Source organism: Streptomyces sp. NPDC046557 (genome assembly GCF_040645975.1).
In the GTDB taxonomy this organism is placed as follows: Bacteria; Actinomycetota; Actinomycetes; order Streptomycetales; family Streptomycetaceae; genus Streptomyces.
On record NZ_JBEYZH010000027.1, the window covers coordinates 1 to 23,251 of the forward strand.

Annotated in this window: 22 protein-coding genes; 12 read left to right on the forward strand and 10 right to left on the reverse strand. The window is 72.0% G+C overall.

Features of this window, described 5'->3' with window-relative positions:
* The 10 genes from ABZ934_RS29055 to ABZ934_RS29100 form a co-directional block, all read left to right on the forward strand.
* On the forward strand, nt 1-394 hold a 394-nt coding region (locus ABZ934_RS29055; RefSeq protein WP_361318766.1), incomplete at its 5' end, for a MarR family transcriptional regulator.
* A gap of 81 nt (nt 395-475) precedes the next feature.
* On the forward strand, nt 476-967 hold the full coding sequence (locus ABZ934_RS29060) for a nuclear transport factor 2 family protein (protein WP_361318768.1): 492 nt from the start codon (nt 476-478) through the stop codon (nt 965-967).
* A 120-nt stretch (nt 968-1,087) separates the two neighbouring features.
* Complete coding sequence (locus ABZ934_RS29065) at nt 1,088-1,732, forward strand: LysE family translocator (protein WP_361318770.1); 645 nt, start codon at nt 1,088-1,090, stop codon at nt 1,730-1,732.
* A gap of 197 nt (nt 1,733-1,929) precedes the next feature.
* Nucleotides 1,930-2,961, forward strand: coding sequence for an alpha/beta hydrolase (locus tag ABZ934_RS29070; protein WP_361318772.1), 1,032 nt, complete (start codon nt 1,930-1,932; stop codon nt 2,959-2,961).
* Entirely contained in the window at nt 2,954-4,156 is a 1,203-nt protein-coding gene (locus ABZ934_RS29075) for an acyltransferase (RefSeq protein ID WP_361318774.1), read from the forward strand. Before ABZ934_RS29070 ends, ABZ934_RS29075 begins: the two co-directional genes overlap by 8 nt.
* Nucleotides 4,157-4,274: 118 nt before the next feature.
* On the forward strand, nt 4,275-5,492 hold the full coding sequence (locus ABZ934_RS29080) for a sensor histidine kinase (RefSeq protein ID WP_361318776.1): 1,218 nt from the start codon (nt 4,275-4,277) through the stop codon (nt 5,490-5,492).
* Nucleotides 5,489-6,163 (forward strand): response regulator transcription factor, encoded by a 675-nt coding sequence (locus ABZ934_RS29085; protein WP_361318778.1) that lies wholly within the window; start codon nt 5,489-5,491, stop codon nt 6,161-6,163. Before ABZ934_RS29080 ends, ABZ934_RS29085 begins: the two co-directional genes overlap by 4 nt.
* An 84-nt stretch (nt 6,164-6,247) precedes the next feature.
* Nucleotides 6,248-7,564 (forward strand): histidine kinase, encoded by a 1,317-nt coding sequence (locus tag ABZ934_RS29090; RefSeq protein WP_361318780.1) that lies wholly within the window; start codon nt 6,248-6,250, stop codon nt 7,562-7,564.
* On the forward strand, nt 7,561-8,220 hold the full coding sequence (locus ABZ934_RS29095) for a response regulator transcription factor (RefSeq protein ID WP_361318782.1): 660 nt from the start codon (nt 7,561-7,563) through the stop codon (nt 8,218-8,220). Before ABZ934_RS29090 ends, ABZ934_RS29095 begins: the two co-directional genes overlap by 4 nt.
* Nucleotides 8,221-8,304: 84 nt before the next feature.
* Nucleotides 8,305-9,507, forward strand: coding sequence for a cytochrome P450 (locus ABZ934_RS29100; protein ID WP_361318784.1), 1,203 nt, complete (start codon nt 8,305-8,307; stop codon nt 9,505-9,507).
* A gap of 30 nt (nt 9,508-9,537) precedes the next feature.
* On the opposite strand, the gene ABZ934_RS29105 is transcribed toward ABZ934_RS29100, so the two are convergent.
* Nucleotides 9,538-10,353, reverse strand: coding sequence for a diacylglycerol kinase (locus tag ABZ934_RS29105; RefSeq protein ID WP_361318884.1), 816 nt, complete (start codon nt 10,351-10,353; stop codon nt 9,538-9,540).
* A gap of 184 nt (nt 10,354-10,537) precedes the next feature.
* Here ABZ934_RS29105 and ABZ934_RS29110 point away from each other — a divergent pair, with 184 nt between their 5' ends.
* Nucleotides 10,538-11,821, forward strand: a complete 1,284-nt coding sequence (locus tag ABZ934_RS29110; RefSeq protein ID WP_190186053.1) for an adenylosuccinate synthase — start codon at nt 10,538-10,540, stop codon at nt 11,819-11,821.
* 101 nt (nt 11,822-11,922) lie between these two features.
* Here ABZ934_RS29110 and ABZ934_RS29115 read toward each other — a convergent pair whose 3' ends face one another.
* The 5 genes from ABZ934_RS29115 to ABZ934_RS29135 all read right to left on the reverse strand — a co-directional run bounded on the left by ABZ934_RS29115 (nt 11,923) and on the right by ABZ934_RS29135 (nt 16,831).
* Complete coding sequence (locus ABZ934_RS29115; protein ID WP_361318786.1) at nt 11,923-12,861, reverse strand: hypothetical protein; 939 nt, start codon at nt 12,859-12,861, stop codon at nt 11,923-11,925.
* Nucleotides 12,862-13,089: 228 nt separating this feature from the next.
* Nucleotides 13,090-13,980: an alpha/beta hydrolase gene (locus tag ABZ934_RS29120; protein WP_361318788.1), complete on the reverse strand. Its 891-nt coding sequence runs from the start codon at nt 13,978-13,980 to the stop codon at nt 13,090-13,092.
* Between the two features lie 211 nt (nt 13,981-14,191).
* On the reverse strand, nt 14,192-15,409 hold the full coding sequence (kynU, locus tag ABZ934_RS29125) for a kynureninase (RefSeq protein ID WP_361318790.1): 1,218 nt from the start codon (nt 15,407-15,409) through the stop codon (nt 14,192-14,194).
* Nucleotides 15,410-15,443: 34 nt separating this feature from the next.
* Nucleotides 15,444-16,289, reverse strand: a complete 846-nt coding sequence (locus tag ABZ934_RS29130) for a tryptophan 2,3-dioxygenase (protein ID WP_361318792.1) — start codon at nt 16,287-16,289, stop codon at nt 15,444-15,446.
* A 128-nt stretch (nt 16,290-16,417) separates the two neighbouring features.
* On the reverse strand, nt 16,418-16,831 hold the full coding sequence (locus tag ABZ934_RS29135) for a DUF3151 domain-containing protein (protein WP_361318794.1): 414 nt from the start codon (nt 16,829-16,831) through the stop codon (nt 16,418-16,420).
* A gap of 148 nt (nt 16,832-16,979) precedes the next feature.
* On the opposite strand from ABZ934_RS29135, the gene ABZ934_RS29140 reads away from it, so the two are divergent.
* Nucleotides 16,980-18,152 carry a transposase gene (locus ABZ934_RS29140; RefSeq protein ID WP_361318796.1) on the forward strand — a complete coding sequence of 391 codons (1,173 nt, stop codon included), beginning with the start codon at nt 16,980-16,982 and terminating at the stop codon, nt 18,150-18,152.
* A 158-nt stretch (nt 18,153-18,310) separates the two neighbouring features.
* On the opposite strand, the gene ABZ934_RS29145 is transcribed toward ABZ934_RS29140, so the two are convergent.
* The 4 genes from ABZ934_RS29145 to fbaA form a co-directional block, all read right to left on the reverse strand.
* Nucleotides 18,311-20,263, reverse strand: coding sequence for a helix-turn-helix domain-containing protein (locus ABZ934_RS29145; protein ID WP_361318798.1), 1,953 nt, complete (start codon nt 20,261-20,263; stop codon nt 18,311-18,313).
* 70 nt (nt 20,264-20,333) lie between these two features.
* Nucleotides 20,334-21,038, reverse strand: a complete 705-nt coding sequence (locus tag ABZ934_RS29150; RefSeq protein ID WP_361318800.1) for a BTAD domain-containing putative transcriptional regulator — start codon at nt 21,036-21,038, stop codon at nt 20,334-20,336.
* Nucleotides 21,039-21,148: 110 nt separating this feature from the next.
* Nucleotides 21,149-21,928 carry a ScbR family autoregulator-binding transcription factor gene (locus ABZ934_RS29155; protein ID WP_361318802.1) on the reverse strand — a complete coding sequence of 260 codons (780 nt, stop codon included), beginning with the start codon at nt 21,926-21,928 and terminating at the stop codon, nt 21,149-21,151.
* 210 nt (nt 21,929-22,138) lie between these two features.
* Nucleotides 22,139-23,161 carry a class II fructose-bisphosphate aldolase gene (fbaA, locus tag ABZ934_RS29160; protein ID WP_361318804.1) on the reverse strand — a complete coding sequence of 341 codons (1,023 nt, stop codon included), beginning with the start codon at nt 23,159-23,161 and terminating at the stop codon, nt 22,139-22,141.
* Between the last annotated feature and the right edge of the window lie 90 nt (nt 23,162-23,251).

Sequence of the window (23,251 nt, forward strand, 5' to 3'; positions counted from 1 at the left end):
GCTGGGCGCGGTGCTCCGCGAACCGCTGCCGGTCGCCGGGATCGCACGGGTCATGGGCATCACCCGCCAGAGCGTCCAGCGCGTCGCCGACCTGCCGGCCGCGAACGGGCTCGCCGAGTACGTGCCGAACCCCGCCCACCGGCGCGCGAAGCTCCTGCGGCCCACGGATGAAGGGCGGGCGGCGATCGCCCGTATCGCGCCCGGGCACGCGGCGCTGGCCGGGCGGCTGGCCGAGGAACTCGGCGAGGACGCCCTCGCGGAGACGGTCCGCGCCTTGGAACGGCTGTCCGCCGCGCTCGACGTGCTCGACGCACTCGATGCGCGGGGCGCGCGGGGCGCGGGCGGCGCGGGCGGCGCGGGCGGCGCGGGCGGCGCGGGCGGCGGCGCGGAGTAGGTCGACGCCTATTGTGTCGAAGTCAATAAGCCTGCAGGCAAAGCTTGTTGCCTACCGTGACACCGTCGCAGACTGCCGCACATGGAGCCGTTGGACGTAGTGGCACGACTGTGGGAGCGGATCGAGGCACGCGACTGGGACGGCGTCGGCAACCTGGTCGCCGAGGACGCGGTGATCGAATGGCCGGTCAGCGGTGAGCGCATCGTGGGCCGGGCCAACTTCATCGCCGTCCTCGCCGAGGACGACGACGGGGTCGGGAACGGGGGTGGGTACGGGCACGGGGATGGGTACGGGCACGGGGATGGGTACGGGCACGGGGATGGGTACGGGCACGGGAACGGGGATGGCCCCGGGGACCGCGTGTCGGTGGAGGTCCTGCGCCTCCTCGCCGACGGGGACCTCGTCGTCACCGAGGTGGAGATACCTCAGGACCACGTGGTCTACCGGGCCGTCTCGCTGTGGACGGTGCGGGACGGGGAGGTCGTCGGGGCACGGGAGTACTGGACCAGCCCGGGCCAGGACCCGGCGCCCCGCTGGCGGGCGGGGTACGTCGAACCATTGGTAGCGGACTGAAACGCGGAGACTGCGCCACGGTCGGCGTGGCGGGCCGAGTCGAGGTGGGCTCCGCGGGGCGGCTCGCGGTCGAGGTCCGGGCCGAGTCGCGGCCGAGCCGGAGGTGCCAGACTGGGCCGCGTGTACACCCAACTCCTCACCGCTACCGGCGTCCTGGCCCTTTTGACCCTCGTTCCCGGACCCGATATGGCGATCGTGACCAAGCGGGCCGTCTCGCGCGGCCGCGCCGACGGGCTGCGCACGGTCGGCGGGATCGCCCTCGGCCTGTTGCTGTGGGGCGCCCTCACGGTCGCCGGGCTCGCGGCGCTGCTGGCCGCCTCCGCCGAGGTGTACCTGGTGGTCAAGCTCGCGGGTGCGGGCTACCTCTGCTTCCTCGGCGTCCAGTCGCTGCGCCAGGCGGGCGGCGGGCCGGCCGTACTGCCCGTACCGGACGAGGCGCCGGGCGGCGGGCGCACGGGTGGCGGGCGCGGGGGAAGCGCCTGGCGCACGGGCCTGATCAGCAACGCGCTCAACCCGAAGATCGCCGTTTTCTACACGGGCCTGCTGCCCACGCTCGCCCCGGCCGGTCTGCGCCCGGCGGCGGGCATGGCAGTGCTGGTGGGGGTCCACGTCCTACTGACCCTGCTCTGGCTGGGCACGTACGTCTACGTCCTCTCCCGCGCCCGGCACTTCTTCGCGCGCCCGCGTGTCCGCAGGACCCTGGACCGGGTGACGGGCGCGGTCCTGATCGCCTTCGGCGTCCGGGTGGCCACTGCGGCCTCCTGACCCGCCGCCGGACCGGCCGAACGGAGTCCCACGCTCCAACCGGCCGGGCCGGCCGCCGTGGCTCGTAAGTAGCCCGTCTCATACCTGAGAGCTACCTGGGAAGGCCGCTCCACAGCGGGACGCCGACGAGGGGGGTCGGTTCCTAACTTCGGTACCAGAGAAGAGCACCAGCTCTCCGGACTCCGAAGGACACCCTCATGAACACCACGGTCAGCCGCCTGCGCCGCACCCTACCGGCCGGCCTCATCGCGGCGGCCGTGGTGTTCCCCGTCTCCGCCGCCGCTTCCCCCGACGTACCGGCTCCGAAGCCCGTCCCCTTCAGCGCTACGGCCGCCCCGCACACCCGATACGCCGCGAACCTCGACAACATCGCCGAGGCGGCCCGGATGGCGCAGGACGCGGGGCGAACCGGCCGGGCCGCCAAATTACGGGCCATGGCGGCGGGTTCGGGCGGAGGCCGGTTCCTCGCCTTCGACGGTCGGGGCAAGGGCCGGGCCGTCGAGGTGCTCGGTGATCTGGAGAGCGCCGACCACGTCACGGTCCTGGTACCCGGGTCCGACACCACGCTGGACACCTACCAGAGATTCCGTGCCGGGGCGGTCGCCCTTGAGCAGCGCCTCCAGGCCGAGCACCCGAACTCCGCCGTGGTCGCCTGGCTCGGGTACGACACCCCCACGGTCAGCACCACGGTCCTGACGACCTCCCGCGCCGACGGGGCCGCCGCCGAACTGGGTCCCTTCCTGTCGGACGTGGAGGCCCTCAGCCGCCCCGACACCCGGATATCCCTGCTCTGTCACTCCTACGGTTCCGTGGTCTGCGCCCGCACGCGTACGGGTCCCAAGATCGCCGACCTGGTGCTCTACGGCAGTCCCGGTACCGGGGCCGATTCCGCCGCCGCGCTGCCCACCCGGGCCCAGGTGTGGAGCGGGCGGGGCAGCCGCGACTGGATCGGCCGTGTCCCACATGTGCGGCTCGGCGGCGTCGGGTTCGGCACCGATCCGGTCGATCGGGCCTTCGGCGCCCGTTCCTTCAACGCCGGGGACGCGGGACACAGCGACTACCTCAAGCCGGGCACCGCGTCCCTCGACAGCCTGGCCCGCATCGTCCTGGGACCGCCTCCCACGGCCACCCCGCCCCCCGCGCCCGCCTCCGTACCCGCGTCCCCGCCCACACCCACACCCGCACTCGCGTCCCCGCCCGCCACCATGCCGGAGGTCCGCCATGCGTAACGCCCACGCACGTTGGTCCCGGCTCGCGGACCGCGTTCATGCCGAGACCCCGGCTTCCCGCGACCGTTCCGTGGACGCGCTGCGCGCCCTGGCCATCCTCGGTGTGGTGCTGGGTCACTGGCTCGTCACCGCGCTGACCGCGGCCGACGGCGGCCTGAGCACCACGAGCCCGCTGACGCGCATGCCCTGGCTGGCCCCGGTCTCCTGGGTGTTCCAGACCCTCGCCGTGTTCTTCCTCGTCGGCGGCCATGTCGCCGCCCGGGGGTACGCGTCGGCCCGGGGACGTGGGATTCCGTACCGCACCTGGGCAGGGCAGCGGCTGGGCCGGCTGTTCCGGCCGGTGGCCGCGGTGCTCACACTGTGGGGCGTCGCCTCCGTCGGGATGCTGCTCGGCGGCGTGGCAGCGGACACCCTCCACACGCTGCTGAAGCTCGTCTTGTCCCCGCTGTGGTTCCTGCTGGTCTTCGCGGCGCTCACCGCCGTGACGCCGCTGGTGGCGCGGCTCAACCCGGTGTGGCCATTGGTCGTGGTCGCCGGGGTGGATGTCTGGCGGTTCGGCTTCGGGGGTCCCGAATGGATCGGCTGGGTCAATGTCGCCGCCGGCTGGCTGGTTCCCTTCACACTCGGCGCCGCCTGGTCCAGGGGCGCGTTCTCCCGCCGCGCCCCGGCCGTGGTCTTGCTCGCGGGGGGCGCCATAGCCACGGCCGCACTGATCCTGTGGGGTGGTTATCCCGCGTCGATGGTGGGGGTGCCGGGCGCCGCGATCTCCAATCTGAACCCGCCCACACTCGCCGCCGTGAGCTTCGGCCTGGCCCAGTGCGGACTGGCCCTGCTGCTCCGTGCGCCGCTCGCCCGGGCCATGCGACGGCCCCGGGCGTGGGCGAAGGTGGCGCTGCTGAACCTGTCCGCCATGACGGTCTTCCTCTGGCACCAGACCGCGATGATGACCGTCACAGCCCTCGGGCTCCTCGTCTCGGCGGACCTGCCCGGCCTGCACACCGTGCCCGGCTCTCCGGAGTGGATAGCGAACCGGCTGCTGTGGCTACCGCTGTTCGCCGCCGCGCTCGCCGTCTGCCGGCTGGCGTTCCACGGGTACGAACAGGGTGCGTGCCGGCGCCGCGCCCCCGTCGTCGGAGCCCCGCCGGTTTCCCTCGGTCTCCGAGAGGGTCCGATCAAGGAAGTCAGCCATGCCTAGGCTGGCCGGTGTGAATGCGCAGAGCGAATCTCCGGACCCGGCCCCCGCGACGGCCGGCCGCGTGCCGGACGGTCTGGCACGGGAGTTGTTCACCTTGCGGAAGGACCCGCTTCCACCGATGGCGCGGCCCCGTTGGCTGGCCCGGTTGCCCCACGTCCTCGTCGTGTACGTGGCGGTGCTCTTCGGCGCCCTCACCTCGGTACAGCTCCAGGACCACTACGACGTCCACGACCCGAGCATCGTCCTGCTGTCGCTGTTCACGGGCTTCGCCATCGTGATCGCCATGTTCCGACCCATCGCCGCCTGGTGGCTGGGCCTGATCAGCGCCGGCTTCATCGCCTGGACGATCCGCGACCACGTCGGACAGGGCCAGACCTGGCCCTGGACGGGCATCGGCCCGTTCGCCTCGGCACCGCTGATCCTGCTGGTGGCCCTGCGCGTACCGCCCCGCGTGACCATCGCGGTCACCGGTGTCTCCGTCGCCTACACCATCGTGGCCGAAGCCCTCTTCAAGCCGGAACACAGCCGGAGCAGCATCGTCATGGCGCTCCTCGTCTTCGGTTTCGCCGCGCTCCTCGGTTACGCGCTCCGGGCGACACGGCTGGCCCGTCGCCAACTCGTCGCACAGGAGAGCCTGACCGAGGAGGAGCGGGCGCGGCGCACCCTGCTGGAGGAGCGCAGCCGCATCGCCCGTGAGCTGCACGACGTGGTCGCCCATCACATGTCGGTGATCTCCATCCAGGCACAGGTCGCCCCGCACCTGGTGGAGAACCCGTCACAGGAGCTGAAGGAGAACCTGGCGGGCATCCGGCAGAACGCGCTGGAGGCCCTCACCGAACTGCGCCGCGTGCTCGGTGTGCTGCGCTCGGAGCACCCCGACGACCCGGCGAACCCTCACCATCCGCAACCCACTCTCGCCGAACTCGACGCCCTCGTGGACAACGTGCGCGCCGCCGGGCTGGAAATCACCACGGAGATAGCGGGCATACGCCGGCCGCTGACCCCGGGCGCCGAGCTCACCGCGTACCGGATCGTGCAGGAGGCGTTGAGCAACTGCCTGCGTCACGCCCAGGGTTCCCGGGTCGAAGTGGGGATCGCGTACGGCCCCCGCGAGTTGCACCTGTGCGTCGCCAACAGCGCACCGACGCGCGCGGCCGCGCCGTCCCCCGGGGCCGGGCACGGGCTGCTGGGAATGCGCGAGCGGGCGGGCATGCTGGGCGGTGAACTGGCCGCCGGCCCGCGTCCCGGCGGCGGGTACGAGGTGAGCGCCGTATTGCCCATGGATCTGCCCGGGAGCGCCGCGTCCGGGACCGACGAGACGGAGAGGGCCTCATGACCGCCCCGATCAAGGTGATGATCGCCGACGACCAGATGATGGTGCGTCAGGGTTTCACCGTGCTGTTGAACGCCCAGCCCGACATTGAGGTCGTCGGCCAGGCCGTGGACGGCGCCGAAGCGGTGGCGAAAGTCGCCGAGCTTCGCCCCGACGTGGTGCTGATGGACATCCGCATGCCCGGCATGGGCGGCATCGAGGCGACGTCCGTGATCACCGCCGACTCCGCGTCCGCCGTGAAAGTGCTCGTCCTGACCACCTTCGACCTGGACGAATACGTCTACGAGGCCCTGCGCGCCGGGGCCTCGGGATTTCTCCTCAAGGACGCCTCCGCGGACCAGCTCGCGGAGGCGGTGCGGGTGGTGGCGGCCGGTGAGGCACTGCTGTCGCCGAACATCACCAAGCGGCTAATCACCGAGTTCTCCCGACTGGGGGCACCCCGAGCGCCGTCCCGGGCGCGGATCGACGAGCTGACGGAGCGCGAGACGGAGGTGCTGTCCTTGATCGCGCAGGGCCTGTCCAACGCGGAGATCGCGCGGCACCTCGTCCTGGCCGAGCAGACCGTCAAGACGCATGTGAGCCGCGTCCTGGTGAAGCTGGGCCTGCGCGACCGGACACAGGCCGCGGTGTTCGCGTACGAGACGGGCCTGGTCCGTCCCGCGGGCTACCGATAGACCGCCGTAGTACTTGAGGGGGAGCTCCGGATATCCCCATCAGCGGCGACGCGGATGACGGGGGCGCGGACCTACGGTTCGTACATGACCGAGACGACCGCCGGGGGGACAGCCCGGACACCGGAACTGACAATGGCTTCGGGACTCCTGAAGATCCTGCGCCAAGACCTGATCAGTGGCGCGTTCGCCTACCGTCCCCTGCCGTCCATGCGCACGGACGGGCCGCTGCTGCGGCTGCTGCCGGCGGGCATGCGCGCGAAGGCCGGGTACCTTCCGCACGCCCTGGTCGGGCTCGCGGTGGCGGTCGTGCTGCTGACGAGCAGCGTCAATTCCTACGGTGTGCCACACGCCCTGCTCCTGTTCGTGGGCCTGATAGCGGCGGTGCCGGTCGTGATGACGCTGGTGCGACCCATGGGGGCGTTCTGGGTGGCCTTGGGCACGACGGCGGTTCTTTCGATCGTCCAGGACCGCAACGTCACCTGGCCGTGGTCGCCGGCGAGCTTCGCCGCCTACCTCGCGGTGGTGACGGTCGTGGCCATGCGGAGCCGGCCCCGGGTGGCCTGCTGGTTGTGGGTGATCACCGTCCTGTTCGGGACGGCGATGCCGGTGCTCACGAGCACCGACGAGTCGGTCAACGTGGGCCCCATGGCGTTCATATCCGCCCTCAGCCTGCTCACGGTCACCGTCCGCAACACCCGCCGCCAGGCGCAGCGGGAGGTCACCGCGCAGCAGCAGGTGACGGCCGTCGAGCGAGACCGGCGCACCCTGTTGGAGGAGCGGACGACCATCGCGCGCGAGCTGCACGACGTGGTCGCGCACCACATGTCGGTGGTGGCGATCCAGGCGGAGGCCGCGCCGTACCGGGTGAAGAATCCGCCGGCCGAGCTGGAGGCGGCGTTCGTGACCATCCGGGAGAACGCGGTGGCGGCGCTGACGGAACTGCGGCGGGTGCTGGGGGTCGTGCGTTCCTCGGATTACGAGGCGCCGGACGCGCCGCAGCCGACGCTGGCCTCGCTGGACGGGTTGCTGGCCAATGTGCGGGAGGCCGGGCTGAGCGTGGAGAAGACGGTCGCCGGAGCGGTACGGGAACTGCCGCAGGGGGTGGAACTGTCGGCGTACCGGATCATCCAGGAGGCGCTGAGCAACTCGTTGCGGCACGCTCCGGGCGCGGCGGCCGGGGTGGAGGTGTCGTACGTGCTCGGCGGCTTGGGGATACGGGTCGTCAACGGTCCGCCGACGGAGAAGGTCCTGCCGTCGCCGGGCGCGGGGCACGGGATCACGGGGATGCGAGAGCGGGTGGCCATGCTGGAAGGGGAGATGACGGCCGGGGAGACGGAGGCCGGCGGGTACGAGGTGGCGGTGTTCATACCGGTGCCCCGGACTCAGGAGCGGTCGGAATGACGATCAAGGTGCTGATCGTCGACGACCAGATGATGGTCCGCGAGGGTTTCTCCGTCCTGCTGAACGCGATGGAGGGCATCGAGGTGGTCGGCGAGGCGGTCGACGGCCTCCAGGCCGTCGCGCGGGTGGGCGCGCTGCGGCCGGACGTGGTGCTGATGGACATCCGGATGCCGGAGATGAACGGACTGGAGGCGACGCGCCGGATCGTGGCCGCCGATACGGGCGCGAAGGTACTGGTCCTGACGACCTTCGACCTCGACGAGTACGTGTACCAGGCCCTGCGGGCGGGGGCGTCGGGGTTCCTGCTGAAGGACGCGTCCGCGCGGCAGCTGGCCGAGGGGGTGCGGGTGGTGGCGGGCGGTGAGGCGTTGCTGGCGCCGTCGGTGACCAAGCGGCTGATCTCCGAGTTCTCGAAGCTCGCGGAATCACCGAAGCTCGCGGACCCGGCGGGGGTCGCCCAGCTGACGGAACGGGAGACGGAGGTACTGATCCTGATCGCCCAGGGGCTGGCGAACGCGGAGATAGCGGACCGGTTGGTCGTGGCGGAGTCGACGATCAAAACCCATGTCAGCCGGATCCTGGTCAAGTTGGGTCTGCGGGACCGTACTCAGGCGGCGGTGTTCGCGTACGAGACCCGGCTGGTGACACCGGGCTGAGCGGAGATCAGGCGGAAGGGAAGGGGGACCGGCGGATCACGGCGGACGGGGTGCGGGAAGGTGATCTCGATCTAGGCTGCGGGGATGCGCTTTGATCCGTGGGATGCCGCGTTCGTAGCCGACCCGTACCCCGCCTACCGGGAGTTGCGGGAGTCGGGACGTGCGGTGTGGTCGGAGGCGACCGGCCAGTGGTTGGTGCCGCACTACGACGATGTGAACGCGTTGCTGCGGGACCGCCGGCTGGGGCGCACGTACCTGCACCGTTTCACGCACGAGGAGTTCGGGCAGCAGGCTCCGCCGCCGGAGCACGAGCCGTTCCACGTCCTCAACGGCAACGGGCTGTTGGACTTGGAGGACCCGGCGCACGCGCGGGTGCGGCGGCTCGTGGCGAAGGCCTTCACGCCGCGAACCGTGGAGCGTCTCGCGCCCGCCGTCGAGCGGCTGGCCGGGGAACTGGCGGGCGCCCTGCTGGCCGACGGGGGCGGTGATCTGCTGACCGCCGTCGCGGAGCCGTTGCCGGTCGCGGTGATCGCGGAGCTGCTCGGGATCCCGGAGTCCGACCGCGCGCTGTTGCGGCCCTGGTCGGCGGACATCTGCGGGATGTTCGAGCTCCGGCCCGACGCGGAGACGGCGCGGCGGGCCGTCCGGGCGAGCGTCGAGTTCAGCGACTACCTGCGCGCCCTGATCACCGAGCGGCGAGGGCGTCCCGGGACCGATCTGATCTCCGGCCTGATCGCCGCGCATGACGAGGAGGGCCGGCTCAGCGAGCAGGAGATGATCTCCACCTGCGTCCTGCTGCTCAACGCGGGCCACGAGGCGACGGTCAACACCACCGCCAACGGCTGGTGGGCATTGTTCCGCAATCCGGGGCAATTCGACGACCTTCGGCGTCATCCCGAAAAGTTGTCCACAGCTGTGGATGAACTGATGCGATACGACACACCCCTACAAATGTTCGAACGCTGGGTACTTGATGAGATCCGGATCGGGGACTCCGTGATCCCACGCGGCGCGGAGGTGGCGTTGCTCTTCGGGTCAGCCAACCGGGACCCGGCGCGCTTCGAGGACCCGGACGCGCTGGACCTCGCACGCGTCGACAATCCGCACCTGACCTTCGGCGCGGGAATCCACTACTGCCTGGGGGCGCCGCTGGCCCGGCTGGAGCTCCGGGCTTCCTTCGGCGCCCTGCTGGCGCCCGGAGCCCCGCCGCTGAGGCTCGTGGAGGAGCCCCAGTGGCGGGACGGCTACGTCATCAGGGGCCTGCGGGAGCTGCTGGTCACCTTCTAGCGCCGGCCGACGGGCCGCCCCCGCCCGAGGTCAGCGCGGCACGGTGAGGGACCAGGCAGCCGGCCGCAGCGTCCAGGTGCGGCGGCGCAGCGGCCCCGTCACCGTCGCGTGATCGGCGCGGTAACGGAAGTCCGCGCCCGACACCGTGACCGTCACGGCCCGCCGGGTCAGCGCCGCGCATCCCGCCAGCCGGACCACCACCTCCGCCGGGCCGCCCGGCTCCCGGGTGACCAGCGCGACGTCCTGCACCGGGTGGTCCACATCCGCCAGTACCACCCCGTCCGCCTCCACCCTCAGCCGGTGCACCGGGCCCACGCCCGGCTGCCCGACCGCCGGTGCGCTCGGCAGCAGCATCCGGAGCAACGAGCGGTAGCTCCGTACGGGTGGAACGTACTTCCGCACGGGCGGCGGAATCCGCAGACCGCCCAGCACCACCCCGTCACTGTCGTCCACCAGCAGGTCACGCACCTGCACCACCCCGTCCAGCGCCGCCCGCGCCGCCATCACCGCCGACAGCGGCACGCCCAGCGAGCCCGCCAGCGCGAGCGAACCCACGGGCCCCACCGGGATCAGCGACAAGGGCTCCCCCGACAGGTCACGCGAGCGGTGCAGCAGGGTCACCGTCCGTAGCAGCGCCCGGTCGTCGCCCACGATCACCGGGCGTCGATGACCCCGGCGGGCGAGCGCCCGCGCAAACTCCTCCGGGGAGTCGGGAAAAGAAACTTTCGCCGTCGCGCCGGCGCACAACACATCTTTCGCGATCCGCACGGACTCGCCGTCAAGACGGCGGGCGACCGGGTCGACGAGCACGAGCAGAGCGCCTACCGGCGCGCCCGCATGGCTCATGGTGGGCTCTGGAGCCGACACCTCGGTCCTTCCTCGGGTAGCATCTTTGTGCAAGAGGCCCTTGCGCTATTGCGCCAGGGCCTTCGTCTATTCCGGGGTACCGGTCCGACGGCTCAGCCTGCGGTGTACATCGTCGTACGCCCCCTGACCTTGGACATGCCCCATCCGGAAGAGGTGTACGCCTGTGCCCGCTCTTGTGCTGCTCGGAGCTCAGTGGGGTGACGAGGGCAAGGGAAAGGCCACCGACCTGCTCGGTGGATCCGTTGACTATGTGGTGCGCTACCAGGGCGGCAACAACGCCGGCCACACGGTCGTCGTAGGCGACCAGAAGTACGCGCTGCACCTTCTCCCTTCCGGCATCCTCTCCCCCGGATGCACCCCGGTCATCGGCAACGGCGTCGTCGTCGACCCGGCCGTACTCCTCTCCGAGCTGCGCGGGCTCAACGAGCGCGGCATCGACACCTCGAAGCTGCTGATCAGCGGTAACGCGCACCTGATCACCCCGTACAACGTCACCCTCGACAAGGTGGGCGAGCGCTTCCTCGGCAAGCGCAAGATCGGCACGACCGGCCGCGGCATCGGCCCGACGTACGCCGACAAGATCAACCGCATCGGCATCCGCGTCCAGGACCTCTACGACGAGTCGATCCTCCAGCAGAAGGTCGAAGCGGCGCTGGAGGGCAAGAACCAGCTCCTCGCGAAGCTCTACAACCGCCGCGCGATCGACGCCGCCGCGATCGTGGAGGAGATGCTCCAGTACGCGGAGCAGATCAAGCCCTACGTCGCCGACACCACCCTGATCCTCAACAACGCGCTGGACGAGGACAAGGTCGTACTGTTCGAAGGCGGCCAGGGCACCCTGCTCGACGTCGACCACGGCACGTACCCCTTCGTGACCTCGTCGAACCCGACCGCGGGCGGCGCCTGCACCGGTACCGGTGTCGGCCCCACGAAGATCAGCCGCGTCATCGGCATCCTCAAGGCGTACACCACGCGCGTCGGCGCGGGCCCGTTCCCGACCGAGCTCTTCGACCAGGACGGCGAGGACCTGCGCCGCATCGGCGGCGAGCGCGGTGTGACCACCGGCCGTGACCGCCGCTGTGGCTGGTTCGACGCCCCGATCGCACGCTACGCCACGCGGGTGAACGGCCTGACGGACTTCTTCCTCACCAAGCTGGACGTGCTGACCGGCTGGGAGCAGATCCCGGTCTGCGTCGCGTACGAGATCGACGGCAAGCGCGTCGAGGAGCTCCCGTACTCGCAGTCGGACTTCCACCACGCGAAGCCGATCTACGAAAACCTCCCCGGCTGGTCCGAGGACATCACCAAGGCGAAGACCTTCGCGGACCTCCCGAAGAACGCCCAGGCGTACGTCAAGGCGCTGGAGGAGATGTCGGGCGCCCCGATCTCGGCGATCGGCGTCGGCCCGGGCCGGACCGAGACGATCGAGATCAACTCGTTCCTGTAGGTCCTGGTTCCTGTAGGTCCTGGTTCCCTTAGGCCCTACCGCAGGAGATCCGCCCGTCGGATGGGGCCGGGTGCCACCGCGCACCCGGCCCCTTCGCCGTATCAGGTGGAACGGTGGATCAGGAGGAGGGTGTAGGTGCCGGTGACCGTGTCGTGGACCGCGGTCAGCGCCGGGGTGTTGCGGCTGTCGTGCTCGTCGAGGTCGGTGCCCTCGTCCCAGGCCCTGCCGTCGAACACCGCGTGGCGCAGCCGGTCCTCGCGGGAGGACGGGTACACCGCGTGCAGCCTGCCGTCGTACGAGGCCACGGTCGCCCCGCGCCGGCTCGTGTGGCCCTCGCCCAGCGGGGCGGGCTTGTGCCAGGTGTCGCCGTCGTAGACCGCGTGCATCAGACGGGCGTCGTCCGTGCCGAAGCGGTAGACGAGGTGGATGCTGCCGTCGTGGACGGTGGCGGACAGGTTCGCCGGGTAGGGGCCGTTCTTGTTCCAGACGCGCAGCATGCCGTACGCGCTGTCACCCTCGGTCGGTTTCTCCCACGGTCCGCGTGCCGTCCGCGCGGTCCTGTGGATGATCTTGCCGTGTTGCGGTGCGACGGCGAACAGGTGCAGCGCGTCCCGGTACGAGACCAGCGCCGGGGCGATCCCGTCCTCCAGGGCGACGGCGGGCGCCTCCGACACCTCTCCGGCGAGCGGGGTGACGGCGATACATCGGCGGCCCGAGGGTTGGGCGAGGGTGTGTGCGAGATGGAGTCCGCCCCCGTGGGCGGTCAGGGCCGGCGTCTCGACCGCCTCGCCGAGCAGCCGTTCCTCCGTGATCTCGCCCCGCAGGACGTCCAGCAGTTCCGGCGCGTACGTGGTCACCCGCAGCGGCCGGTACCCCCCGTCCTGCCGGCGCGCGCCCCGGTGTGCGCAGTACAGCTTGCCCTCGTTGACCGCGATCGTGGGCGCGGCCGCGCACGTCCGGTCGGCGAAGACCTGGTCGGCCTGCCAGCCGCCCGCCGTGCTGTAGACGGAAAGCCAGAGCTTCCGCTCGTCCTCGGCCATGCATGCTCCTCTTCGCTCGACCGGACGGGAACCCGGGACCGTCCAGAGGGCAACGGCGGGATGTCCCACGCCACGATCGACCGTAGCCAGGCGGGCATCTCCAGCCAACCCACCTGCCGGATACCGGACACGCCGAAAGATCAACAAGGCCAGAACCAGCCCCTTGGGCCACTTTTGTCCCGCCGGGCACCGCTCCCGGCGCCCCTCCCGGCGCCCCTCCCCGCCTCGCTACCAGGCGAGTTGTGAGATCTCCTCGGCGACCACCGCGCAGGCGTCGGCGGCCGGGTCGATGAGCGGGAAGTGACCGACGCCGTCCAGGAGGGTCAGGCCGACCAACTCGCCCGCCTTGGCCGCCGCGGCGACGTACGCCTCCGCCACCTCCTCCGGGACCACGATGTCGTCCCGGCCCTGCACCACGGCCGTCGCGATGCCCGTCGGCAGCAGGGCGGCCGGGTCCGCGTACGGCAGCCGCTCGTCCCAGTACCGCCGGCCGCCCAGCAGTTGCGCCGAAGCGCCCCCACAGACGCCCAGCCGCTCCGCCACCGCGAAGTCCGCGATCGGCGCCAACGCCACCACACCGCGCAGCGGCGGTGGGGCCGGCAGCCGCCAAGGGCTGCCCTCCGGCAGGACGTGCCGGGCCGCGACCCACAGGGCGAGGTGACCACCGGCGGAGTGACCCGTCACCACGATCCGACGCACATCGGCCTGCGGGAGCGCCTCGGTCGCGAGCCCCGGCAGTGCGTCCATGGCGGCGGCGACATCGTCGAAGGTCTCCGGCCAGCGTCCGGCGAGCGGACCCTCGCCGCCCTGGTGCGGCAGCGAACTCCCGCGCCGGTACTCGACATTGGCGACGGCGAAGCCCCGTCGGGCCAGGAAGTCCGCCAGCGGGGTGACGTGCTGCCGGTCGTACGGAGCACGCCAGGCGCCACCGTGCAGGAGCACGACCAGGGGGGCCGCACCCCGACCATCACCGGTCGCGGTGTCACCGCGCGGGGCGTAGAAGTCGACCACCTGGTCGGGGTGGTCCCCGTAGGCGGCGCTCGCGTCGGGCTCGATCGGCGGATGGGAGAAGGCCGAAGCGGACTCGGCGGCGTCCCGTTCGACTGCGGGGTCCGTCATCGGCTCAACCTCTCGGTAACGCATGGGGCAAGGGTGATCAGGAGCAGCGGGAGTTACGTCGGGGACACGTGTTCCGGTGTTCCGGCAGAGCGGGACCGTATCAGGCTTGAACACGCCGTTACGTGGCACCCCGAGGCAATGGGGACGCGGGCGGAGCCGAAGCTCCGCCCGCGCCGTGTCATGCCCCGCGATGTGACGTTTCTCCGCTAGATCACCCGAAGATGTGACCCAGCGTCCGGGACGCGCGCTCCGCGTCGGTGAACGAGACGTAGAGCGGCGTGAAGCCGAAACGCAGGACGTCGGGTGCCCGGAAGTCCCCGATCACGCCCCGCACGATGAGTTCCGCCATGACCGCGCGGGCGTTCTCCGTCCGCAGCGAGACCTGGCTGCCGCGCCGGGCGTGCTCGTCGGGCGTCACCGACTCCACGGTGCCCGTCGGGACGTAGGCGGCCACGCACTCCAGGAAGAAGTCCGTCAGGGCGAGGGACTTGGCGCGCACCGCCTCGACGGACACCCCGTCCCAGGCGTCGAGGGCCGACTCCAGCGCCAGCATCGACAGGATGTCCGGGGTGCCCACCCGCGCCCGCGCCGCGCCCGCCGCCGGGAGGTACTCCGGCGTCATAGCGAACGGGTCCGCGTGCCCGTTCCAACCGGGGAGCGGGGAGTCGAAGGCGGCTTGGTGCCGTTCGGCGATGTATAGGTACGCGGGCGAACCGGGGCCGCCGTTGAGGTACTTGTACGTACAGCCCACCGCGAGGTCGACCGCGTTCTCGTCCAGACCCACGGGCAGCGCCCCGGCGGAGTGGCACAGGTCCCAGACGATGACCGCGCCGGCGGCGCGGGCCGCCGCGGTGAGGGCCGGCAGGTCGTGCAGCCGCCCCGTGCGGTAGTCGACGTGGTTGAGCAGGACCACGGCGGTGTCCGTCCCGATCTCCGCGGCGGCCCGCGCCGGCTCGACCGGAACGACCGTAAGGCCGGTCATCCGGGCGGCCGACGCGGCGATGTAGCCGTCGGTGGGGAAGGTGGAGGCGTCGACCAGCAGCCGGGTGCGTGCGGGGTCCGTGCCCGCCAGGCGGGCCGCGCCGACCAGAACCTTGAACAGGTTGACGCTGGTGGAGTCGCCGACGGTCACCTGGCCGGGCGCCGCCCCGATCAGGGGGGCGATCTTGTCCCCGATGCGCTCGGGGGCGGTCCACCACCCGGACTCGTCCCACGAGCGGATGAGCAGTTCACCCCACTGACGGTTGACCACGTCGGCCGTGGCGGCGGCGACACCGGCCGGGAGCGCGCCCAGGGAGTTGCCGTCGAGGTAGACGACGCCCTCGGGCAGGATGAAGCGCTCACGGAGCTTGCCGAGCTCGTCGGCGGCGTCCAGCGCCGCGGCACGGGCGGCGAGCTCCCCGGGGCCGCGCCGGCTCAAAGTCGGCATCGGCTGGGACGGCATCGGCCCGGACGGAATCGGCTCAGACATGGCTGCGCGCCGTCCACAGCTCGGGGAACACGTTCTTCTGCGCGCGCTTCTCCAGCCAGGTCACGCCCGCGGAGCCACCGGTACCGGTCTTCGCGCCCATCGCACGGCGCGTGGCCACCAGGTGGTCGTTGCGCCAGCGCCACACCAGTTCCGCCACGTCCGTCAGCACCTCACCGAGCCGGTGCAGGTCGACCTGCCCGTCCGGGTCGGCGTACAGCTCCGTCCACACGGCCTCGACCTGCGGCGACGGTTGGTAGCGCTGCGACAGGTCCCGGTCCAGCACCGACCCGGGCACCGGCAGGCCGCGGCGGGCGAGCAGCCGCAGCACCTCGTCGTAGAGGCTGGGCTCGTGGAGCGCCTTCTCCAGCTCCGCGTGGACGCGCGGGGCGCCCCGGTGCGGCACGAGCATCGACGCGGACTTGTCGCCCAGCAGGAACTCCATACGGCGGTACATCGCCGACTGGAAGCCGGAGCCCTCGCCGAGCGCGGAGCGGTACGAGTTGAACTGCGCGGGGGTCAGCTGCGCCAGCGGGCGCCAAGAGGCGTTCAGGGCCTCCAGCTCACGGAGGGAACGTTTCAGCGCATCCATCGCGGCCGGGATCCGGTCCTCGCGGAGGGCCTTCGCGGCCGTCTCCCACTCGTGGACGATCACCGTGAACCACAGCTCCATGACCTGGGTCGTCACCAGGAAGACCATCTCGCCGGGGTCGTCCGAGCGGAGGTGCTGGAGGTGGGTGAGGACGTCCGCCTGGACATAGTCCTCATAAGGGGTGGTGCCGGCGAAGTCGAGGTTCGGGGTGTCCGAACCGGCTCCGGAGGCATCAAGGGCGTGCGACATCTCTGTCTCCTCGACACGTGCTTCCGGGTAGCGGTCCGCTCCTTCCGGTGAGGTAAGTGGAGCCCCGGTCCCCTGCTCGCATCATAAACAGGAGTTCCGGGGCCCCTCTAGGCCGGCAGGCCAGGGCGTTACGCGAGCGTGTCCGCCGCCGTCTCGGAGGAGTCGCGCAGGAAGGTCGAGCAGCGCTCGTACTCCTCCTTCTCGCCGATGGCCCCCGCGGCGCGGGCCAAGGCGTGCAGGGCGCGCAGGAAACCGCGGTTCGGCTCGTGCTCCCACGGCACCGGGCCGTGGCCCTTCCAGCCGGCGCGGCGCAGGGCGTCCAGACCGCGGTGGTAGCCCGTCCGGGCGTACGCGTACGACTCGACGGTGCGGCCGGCCGCGAAGGCCTCGTCGGCCAGGGTGGCCCAGGCCAGCGAGGACGTCGGGTGGGCCGCGGCCACCTCGGCGGCCGGGGTGCCGGCGGCGAGGGCCTCGCGCGGGGCGGGCTCGTCGGGCAGATGGGTGGGGGCGGGGCCCCCGAGCAGGTTCTGGTGAATCGACATGCGCCCAGTCTGGGGTATGGGGCCCGGTCCGTGCCGCCCGGTGGTGGGCGCCCCACCGCGGCGGGCGGCAGGGGTGTGCCCGGCGCACCTCCCCGCGGGGCGGCCCGGGGACGGACCGTGGGAAGGTCGTCGACGGAGGGGGTAGCGCGTGAACACCGGCACCGGCATGGGGATCGGCCGGCCCGACCGCATGGAGGAGGTCGTCGAGGAGTTGTGCGCCTCGGTGTTCGCGCCGCTGCGCCGCCGGGACCAGCGCGACCGGGGACGCCAGTACGTACGGGGGCTGCTGGCCGCCGAGGGGCGCAAGTCGATCCGCAACATGGCGTTGCAGACGGGCTCCGGCGGGGCGGCCGAGGAGCAGGCGCTGCACCACTTCATCGCCGGTTCGACCTGGGACTGGGAGCCGATCCGTGCCGCGCTGGCGCGGTACCTGGCCCGGTCGGCGCCGCTCGGCGCGTGGGTGGTGCGGCCGATGGCGATCCCTCGCGGCGGGGAACACTCGGTGGGCGTCGGCAACCGCTTCGACCCGTACCAGGGGCAGATGTTCCGTGGCCAGCAGGCATTCGCCACGTGGTTCACCTCGGGCGGCGGGGCGACGCCGGTGGCGTGGCGGCTGTTCCTGGGCGGCGAGGGGCCGGTGGAGTTCCCGGACTCCTACGAGGCGTGCGCGGTCACGGGGGTGCCGGAGCTGGCGCGGCGGTCCGAGGCTGGTGTACGGCCGGTCGTGCTCGATGTCCCCGACATCGCGACCCGGGCCACGCTGAGCCGTTTCGCGGAGGCCAGGGTGCCGGTGGTGGCACGGATCGGCCCCGGCGCGCGGCTGGGGGTGGCGGACCAACGGATGCCCGGTTACGGGGCGTTGCCGATGGCGGCGCGGGACATCCTGCAGAACGTGCGGGGGATGCGGATGCCGGTGGAGTGGGCGGACCCGGACCGGCCCGGGGTGCGGCGCAGCTCGCTGGTCGCGGCGGTACGGGTATTGCTCGCGGGGCGGGAGATGCTGCTGTTCGGGGAGTGGTCCGATGCGCGGCGGCTGCCGGGGGCGATCTGGGTCACGGACCTGACCCGGGTGGCGCCGGGGGCGTTGGTGCGGCTGACGAAGGAGGCCGGGAAGGTGGCCCGGGCGGCCGGGGCGAGCATGGACCGGGTGGGGCTACGGGACTTCGCGGGGCGGTCCCTGTCCGGGTGGCACCGACACGTGACGCTGGCCTCGGTGGCGCACGCCGGGCTGTGGCTGGGCGGCGGGCTGCCGCCGGAGTCCCCGCACCCCGACCCGGGCGTACGGGTGCACCGGCCCCTCGGCGTCCTGGCGAACCGCTGACGCGGCGGGGCGGGACGGGACGGGCGGGTGTGGGCGGGGACGGGCGGGGACGCCGCCGGGTCCGCGGAGGGGCCGGGGGCGGGGCGACGCGTGCGACCGTGCGACGCGTCCGGCCGTGCGACCGGCGCGGTGTGGTGCCGCGAGAGGCGGGGGCGGCCTCAGTGCCTGTTCGGGTCGCGGGGGTCCGTCGAGCGGCGGGCGTGGAGGACCGCGCGGGTCTTGCGCAGCCGGAGCGCCATCTGGATCTCCAGGGCCCGTCCCGGCTTCTGCCAGCCCTCGCCCAGCAGTTCCGTGATCCGCTCCAGCCTCCGCGACACCGTGTTCGGGTGGACGTGCAATGCCTCCGCCGCGTGCGTGGGGCTGCCGCCCGAGGCGAAGTACGCGTCCAATGTCCGCGTCAGGTCCGTCACGCGGTCCGCGTCGTATTCCAGCACCGGGCCGATCGTGGACGCGATGTACGCCTCCACGTCGTGATCCGCCGACAACAGCAGCCCCACGAAACCCAGCTCGCGCAGCGACGCCGTGCCCCCCGCCCCATCGAGCGCGGTCAGCGCGTCCAGGCAGCGCACCGCCTCCGCGTACACCCGGGCCACCTCCCCCGGCCCCTCCGCCGGCCCGGCGGCGCCCGTCGACACCGCGTGGCCCAGCAGCGGCGACAGTTCCGCGGAGACCCGGTGCGCGGCGGCGGAGGCGTCCGTTCCGGGCAGCAGCAGCACGATGCAGCCCCGGCGGACGCCCTTGAGGCCGCCCATCCGGTACGCGTACGAGGACGCCCAGGCCACCGCGCGGCCCAGTTCGCCGCCCTCCGGCCGGGCCACGACCACCACGTGCGGCCGGTCGAGGTCGACGCCGAGCCGCCGGGTGCGTTCCGAGAGTCGCAGGTCGAACGAGTGGGGCCGCTCCAGCAGATCGGCCAGCAGTTCGTCGTGCACGGGTCCTTCCGCCGCCGCCGTACCCCGCTGGATCAGCATCAACGAGGCCACCGACTGCGCCGCCAGTCCGAGCAGCCGTACGTCCTCCTCCGCGAGCGGCGCGGACGCGCTCAGCAGCAGCACCCCGAGGTCTTCGGCGCCCGCCAGCACCGGCGCCAGCCACACCTCCCCGGCCAGTCGGACGGGTCTGCGCCCGGTCAGCGCCTGGAGGGACGCCTTGGTCACCGACTCCTCGTCCGGCTCGGGGAGTTCACCGGTAACGGCCAACACCCGGCCGCCGGGGTCGCGGACTTGGAGCACGCCGTCCAACGCGTCGGCGGTGGCGTGGGCCAAGGTCCCCAGCCCGGCGCCGTCCAGGACCAGACCGGCCAGCCGGGCGTGGCACTCCCACAGGTGACGGACGCGGGTGAGGGCGGTGTTGGTCCGTGTGCCGAAGGCCGCCAGCTCGGTGACCTCGTCGCGGGTCTGCTCCAGCAGGCGCGCCTTCTCCAGGGCGACGGCGGCCAGGTCGGCGAGGGAGAGCAGCAGGCCGATCTCATCGGGGGTGAACCGGCGCACGCGGCGGTCGGCCCCGTAGAGCGCGCCGAGCGTGGAGTCCCCACGCCGCAGCGGTACCGCGATGATCGCGTGCAGGCTCTCGGCCCGGACCACGGCGTCGATGCCGGGCGCGTGCGCGATCGTGTCGTCGTTCAGGTAGTCGGCGGTCCAGACGGGGGAGCGGCGTTCCTGGGCGATGCTGCCGAGCCCGCTTCCGGCGCGCAGTTCGAGCCCGATGTTGAGGGCGGTGGTCTCGCCCTCGGAGGTGCGTACGTACGCGGACCCGTCCGGGCGGCTCAGGGACAGCCACGCCATGTCGAAGTCGAGCAGGCGCCGGGCCCGGCGGGTGATCAGGCGCAGCAGGCCGTCGATGTCGTAGGGGGAGGTCAGGTCGTGCGCGGTGTCGACGAGCGCGGTCAGCGCGGCCTCGCGCTGCTCGCGGCGGCTCGCACTCGCGCGGACGGAACGGGCCAGCGCCACCGCGCGGGTGAGCCCGGCGATCCGGGCGGGGCCCGCCTGCGCGCGGCCGGCGTCCTCCAACAGGGCGTCGTAGGCGTTCTGCGGTGCCTCGTTCGCTAGCAGTTCCAGTACGGCGAGCGCAGCGTCATCGGCGTCCCCGTCCCGCGTCCCGATCTCCCCCATACGTCGCTCCCCCCGTCCGACCTGCCGTTTTCAGCCCGGATCGTGAACCTAGGTTCCGCGCGGCGGAGGGTCAAGCGCCGCAGGCCACGGGCGAACCGGACAGGAAGCGGGTGACGCAGTGTGCCTCGACGCGTTCCTCGGCGCGGCGCACACCGTCCAGGAAGGCGCCACCGAGCCGTTCCCCGCCGCCGGCGCCGCGCAAGCCGGCCAGTTCCAGCCGCAGCTCGCGGCCCCGGCCCAGCGCCAGTTCGGCCTCGACCCACTGTTCCAGCACCGAGCGCCGGTCGGCGTCGAGCAGCGTGACGCGGGCGCCGAGCCAGGGGCCGACCTTGATGCCGTCGAGGGCGGGTCCGGTCCACAGGGCGAGGGCGCGGCGCAACCGGCGGGCGGCCTGCTCGAAGTCGCCGCGGCTCATCGCGCGGTAGCCGGCGCCCGCCTCGCGCTCGAATTCCCGCACGTCGGACCGGCCGCCGCCGGTGTCGAGAACATACCCGCCGGACCTCGCGGACAGCACGCTCTCGGGAGTCCGTACCGAACGGGCCCCCAGCACCTCCGCCAGCCGTTCGCGCAGGCGGCGTACGGCGGTGTGCAGGACGGCGTGGTGGTAGGGGGAGGACGTTCGGTACGCCAGTTCGTCCGCGAGGACGGTCTCCGGCACGACGCGGTCGGGGGAGGCGGCGAGCGCCGCCAGGAGATGCCTGGCCTCGGCTGTGGGCGCTGTGATGAGAACGCCGTTCTCGGTGACGCGCGGCTCTCCGAGCAGCTGAATCTCCACAGTCTTCTCCCCCTGGCCCGGGGCTGCGCCCCCGAAAAATAATACCCGGAAGCACTTTTTTGGGAAGGGCAGAAGGCGAGGCGAAGTGGTCCGTGGGACGGGAGGGACCGTCAGGTGCCCAGCGCCGCCGCCGGGTTGACACCCGGTCCGGTCACCGCGCCGCCTGCGCCCGGGGCCGCGCCCACCGTGTCGTCCTCGCGCGGCGCCACGCCGGTGGCGCAGCCCTCCCGGCACTCGTGGGTGCCCCGGCCGCCGAACAGCGCCCGCGCGCCCCGCCCCGGGGCGGTGTCCAACCGGATCGCCACGGCGGGGACGACCACGCTGGGCATGACGTGCGCGTACAGCTCGGCGACCTGCCGGTCCATGTCCAGACCGAGCGTCTGGGACATCGCGTTGAGACCGGCGTACGCGCCCACGATCAGCTGCGAGGGAACCACGGGATCGACCCCCGGCAGCAGTTCACCGCGCCGCTTGGCCTCCGCGAGCACCTCGGTGTGCAGGGCGATCCACGCCTCGTAGGGGGCCGCCTTGTCGAGGGCCTGGCCGGCGCGGTCGAGGGTGAGCCGGGCGCTGGCGCGCATGAGCACGTCGTGCCGCAACTGGTGGCAGAAGACCATGCCCATGTCCAGGAACTCCTGCGCCTTGTACTCCTGCGGCAGGGCCCGGGGCTGCCCCTGGTTCTGGGCGTCGATGACGGCCTGCGCCAGGGCTTCCTTCGAGCCGAAGTGGAAGTACAGGGCGCCCTTGGTGACCTTGGCGATGTTGACGATGTCGGAGAGCTTGGCGGTGTCGTACCCGTACTCCTCGAACACCGTCGCGGCCGCCCGCAGTATGGCCTGCCGGGTGCGTACCGCCCGGTCCTGTTTCACCGGCGGGCGCTCTGTTCTCATGGGGGACCTCTCCTGACCCCCGGATTTACATCCCCGGGAGTACGTTCTTGTGAGGTGATTCCACACCATCGTGGAGCAGCAGTCCACCGCCGTATGTCACCTCCGGCCATCCCGCCAGGAAACGGACATGCGGCAGGGGCCCGCCCGTCCCTGGAGGGCGGACGGGCCCCTGTCGTGGACCCGGTCACGGACGCCGCCGTGACGGAGGGGCTACTTCAGCCGGGTGCCCGTGGAGCGCAGGTTCGCACACGCCTCGGTGACACGCGCGGCCATGCCCGCCTCGGCGGCCTTGCCCCAGGTGCGGGGGTCGTACTTGGACTTCGTGCCGACCTCGCCGTCGACCTTCAGGACGCCGTCGTAGTTGCGGAACATGTGGTCCACGACCGGGCGGGTGAAGGCGTACTGGGTGTCGGTGTCGAGGTTCATCTTCACGACGCCGTTCTCCAGCGCGGTGGCGATCTCCTCGGCCGTGGAGCCCGAGCCGCCGTGGAAGACGAAGTCGAACGGGGACGCCTTGCCGTACTTCTCACCGACACCGGCCTGGAGGTCCTTGAGGAGCTCCGGACGCAGGACGACGTTGCCCGGCTTGTAGACGCCGTGCACATTGCCGAAGGAGGCGGCCAGCAGGTAGCGGCCCTTCTCCCCGAGGCCGAGGGCCTCGGCGGTGCGGATCGCGTCCTCGACGGTGGTGTAGAGCTCGTCGTTGATCTCGTGGCTGACGCCGTCCTCCTCGCCGCCGGTCGGGGTGATCTCGACCTCAAGGATGATCTTGGCGGCGGCAGCCTTGGCGAGCAGCTCCTGGCCGATGGCCAGGTTGTCGGCCAGGGTCTCGGCGGAGCCGTCCCACATGTGCGACTGGAAGAGCGGGTCCAGGCCACGGCCCACACGCTCGGCCGAGATGTCCAGGAGCGGACGTACGTAGCCGTCCAGCTTGTCCTTCGGGCAGTGGTCCGTGTGCAGCGCGACCGTGATGTCGTACTTGGCGGCAACGATGTGCGCGAACTCCGCCAGGGCGACGGCGCCGGTGACCATGTCCTTGTTGTACTGGCCACCCAGGAACTCGGCACCACCGGTGGAGATCTGGATGATGCCGTCGCTCTCGGCCTCCGCGAAGCCGCGAAGCGCAGCGTGCAGGGTCTGGGACGAGGTCACGTTGATGGCCGGGTAGGCGAACTTGCCTGCCTTCGCCCGGTCCAGCATCTCGTTGTAGACCTCGGGGGTTGCGATGGGCATCTGTCCGCTCCTTGGATGTGCGGGGAGTGTGCGATTGCTGGCCCTGACCTGGGGGCGACGTTGCCGTCGCGCCTATCTTTCCAGACTCGG

Bases quoted from the DNA above. Each gene is read 5' to 3' on its own strand.
- kynU (WP_361318790.1), bottom strand. From the start codon at position 15,409: ATGCCGACTTTGAGCCGGCGCGGCCCCGGGGAGCTCGCCGCCCGTGCC.
- ABZ934_RS29070 (WP_361318772.1), top strand. From the start codon at position 1,930: ATGAACACCACGGTCAGCCGCCTGCGCCGCACCCTACCGGCCGGCCTC.
- ABZ934_RS29100 (WP_361318784.1), top strand. From the start codon at position 8,305: ATGCGCTTTGATCCGTGGGATGCCGCGTTCGTAGCCGACCCGTACCCC.
- ABZ934_RS29105 (WP_361318884.1), bottom strand. From the start codon at position 10,353: ATGAGCCATGCGGGCGCGCCGGTAGGCGCTCTGCTCGTGCTCGTCGAC.
- ABZ934_RS29135 (WP_361318794.1), bottom strand. From the start codon at position 16,831: ATGTCGATTCACCAGAACCTGCTCGGGGGCCCCGCCCCCACCCATCTG.
- ABZ934_RS29145 (WP_361318798.1), bottom strand. From the start codon at position 20,263: ATGGGGGAGATCGGGACGCGGGACGGGGACGCCGATGACGCTGCGCTC.
- ABZ934_RS29080 (WP_361318776.1), top strand. From the start codon at position 4,275: ATGGCGCGGCCCCGTTGGCTGGCCCGGTTGCCCCACGTCCTCGTCGTG.
- ABZ934_RS29095 (WP_361318782.1), top strand. From the start codon at position 7,561: ATGACGATCAAGGTGCTGATCGTCGACGACCAGATGATGGTCCGCGAG.
- ABZ934_RS29075 (WP_361318774.1), top strand. From the start codon at position 2,954: ATGCGTAACGCCCACGCACGTTGGTCCCGGCTCGCGGACCGCGTTCAT.
- ABZ934_RS29120 (WP_361318788.1), bottom strand. From the start codon at position 13,980: ATGACGGACCCCGCAGTCGAACGGGACGCCGCCGAGTCCGCTTCGGCC.
- ABZ934_RS29085 (WP_361318778.1), top strand. From the start codon at position 5,489: ATGACCGCCCCGATCAAGGTGATGATCGCCGACGACCAGATGATGGTG.
- ABZ934_RS29130 (WP_361318792.1), bottom strand. From the start codon at position 16,289: ATGTCGCACGCCCTTGATGCCTCCGGAGCCGGTTCGGACACCCCGAAC.
- ABZ934_RS29115 (WP_361318786.1), bottom strand. From the start codon at position 12,861: ATGGCCGAGGACGAGCGGAAGCTCTGGCTTTCCGTCTACAGCACGGCG.
- ABZ934_RS29090 (WP_361318780.1), top strand. From the start codon at position 6,248: ATGACCGAGACGACCGCCGGGGGGACAGCCCGGACACCGGAACTGACA.
- ABZ934_RS29155 (WP_361318802.1), bottom strand. From the start codon at position 21,928: ATGAGAACAGAGCGCCCGCCGGTGAAACAGGACCGGGCGGTACGCACC.
- fbaA (WP_361318804.1), bottom strand. From the start codon at position 23,161: ATGCCCATCGCAACCCCCGAGGTCTACAACGAGATGCTGGACCGGGCG.
- ABZ934_RS29060 (WP_361318768.1), top strand. From the start codon at position 476: ATGGAGCCGTTGGACGTAGTGGCACGACTGTGGGAGCGGATCGAGGCA.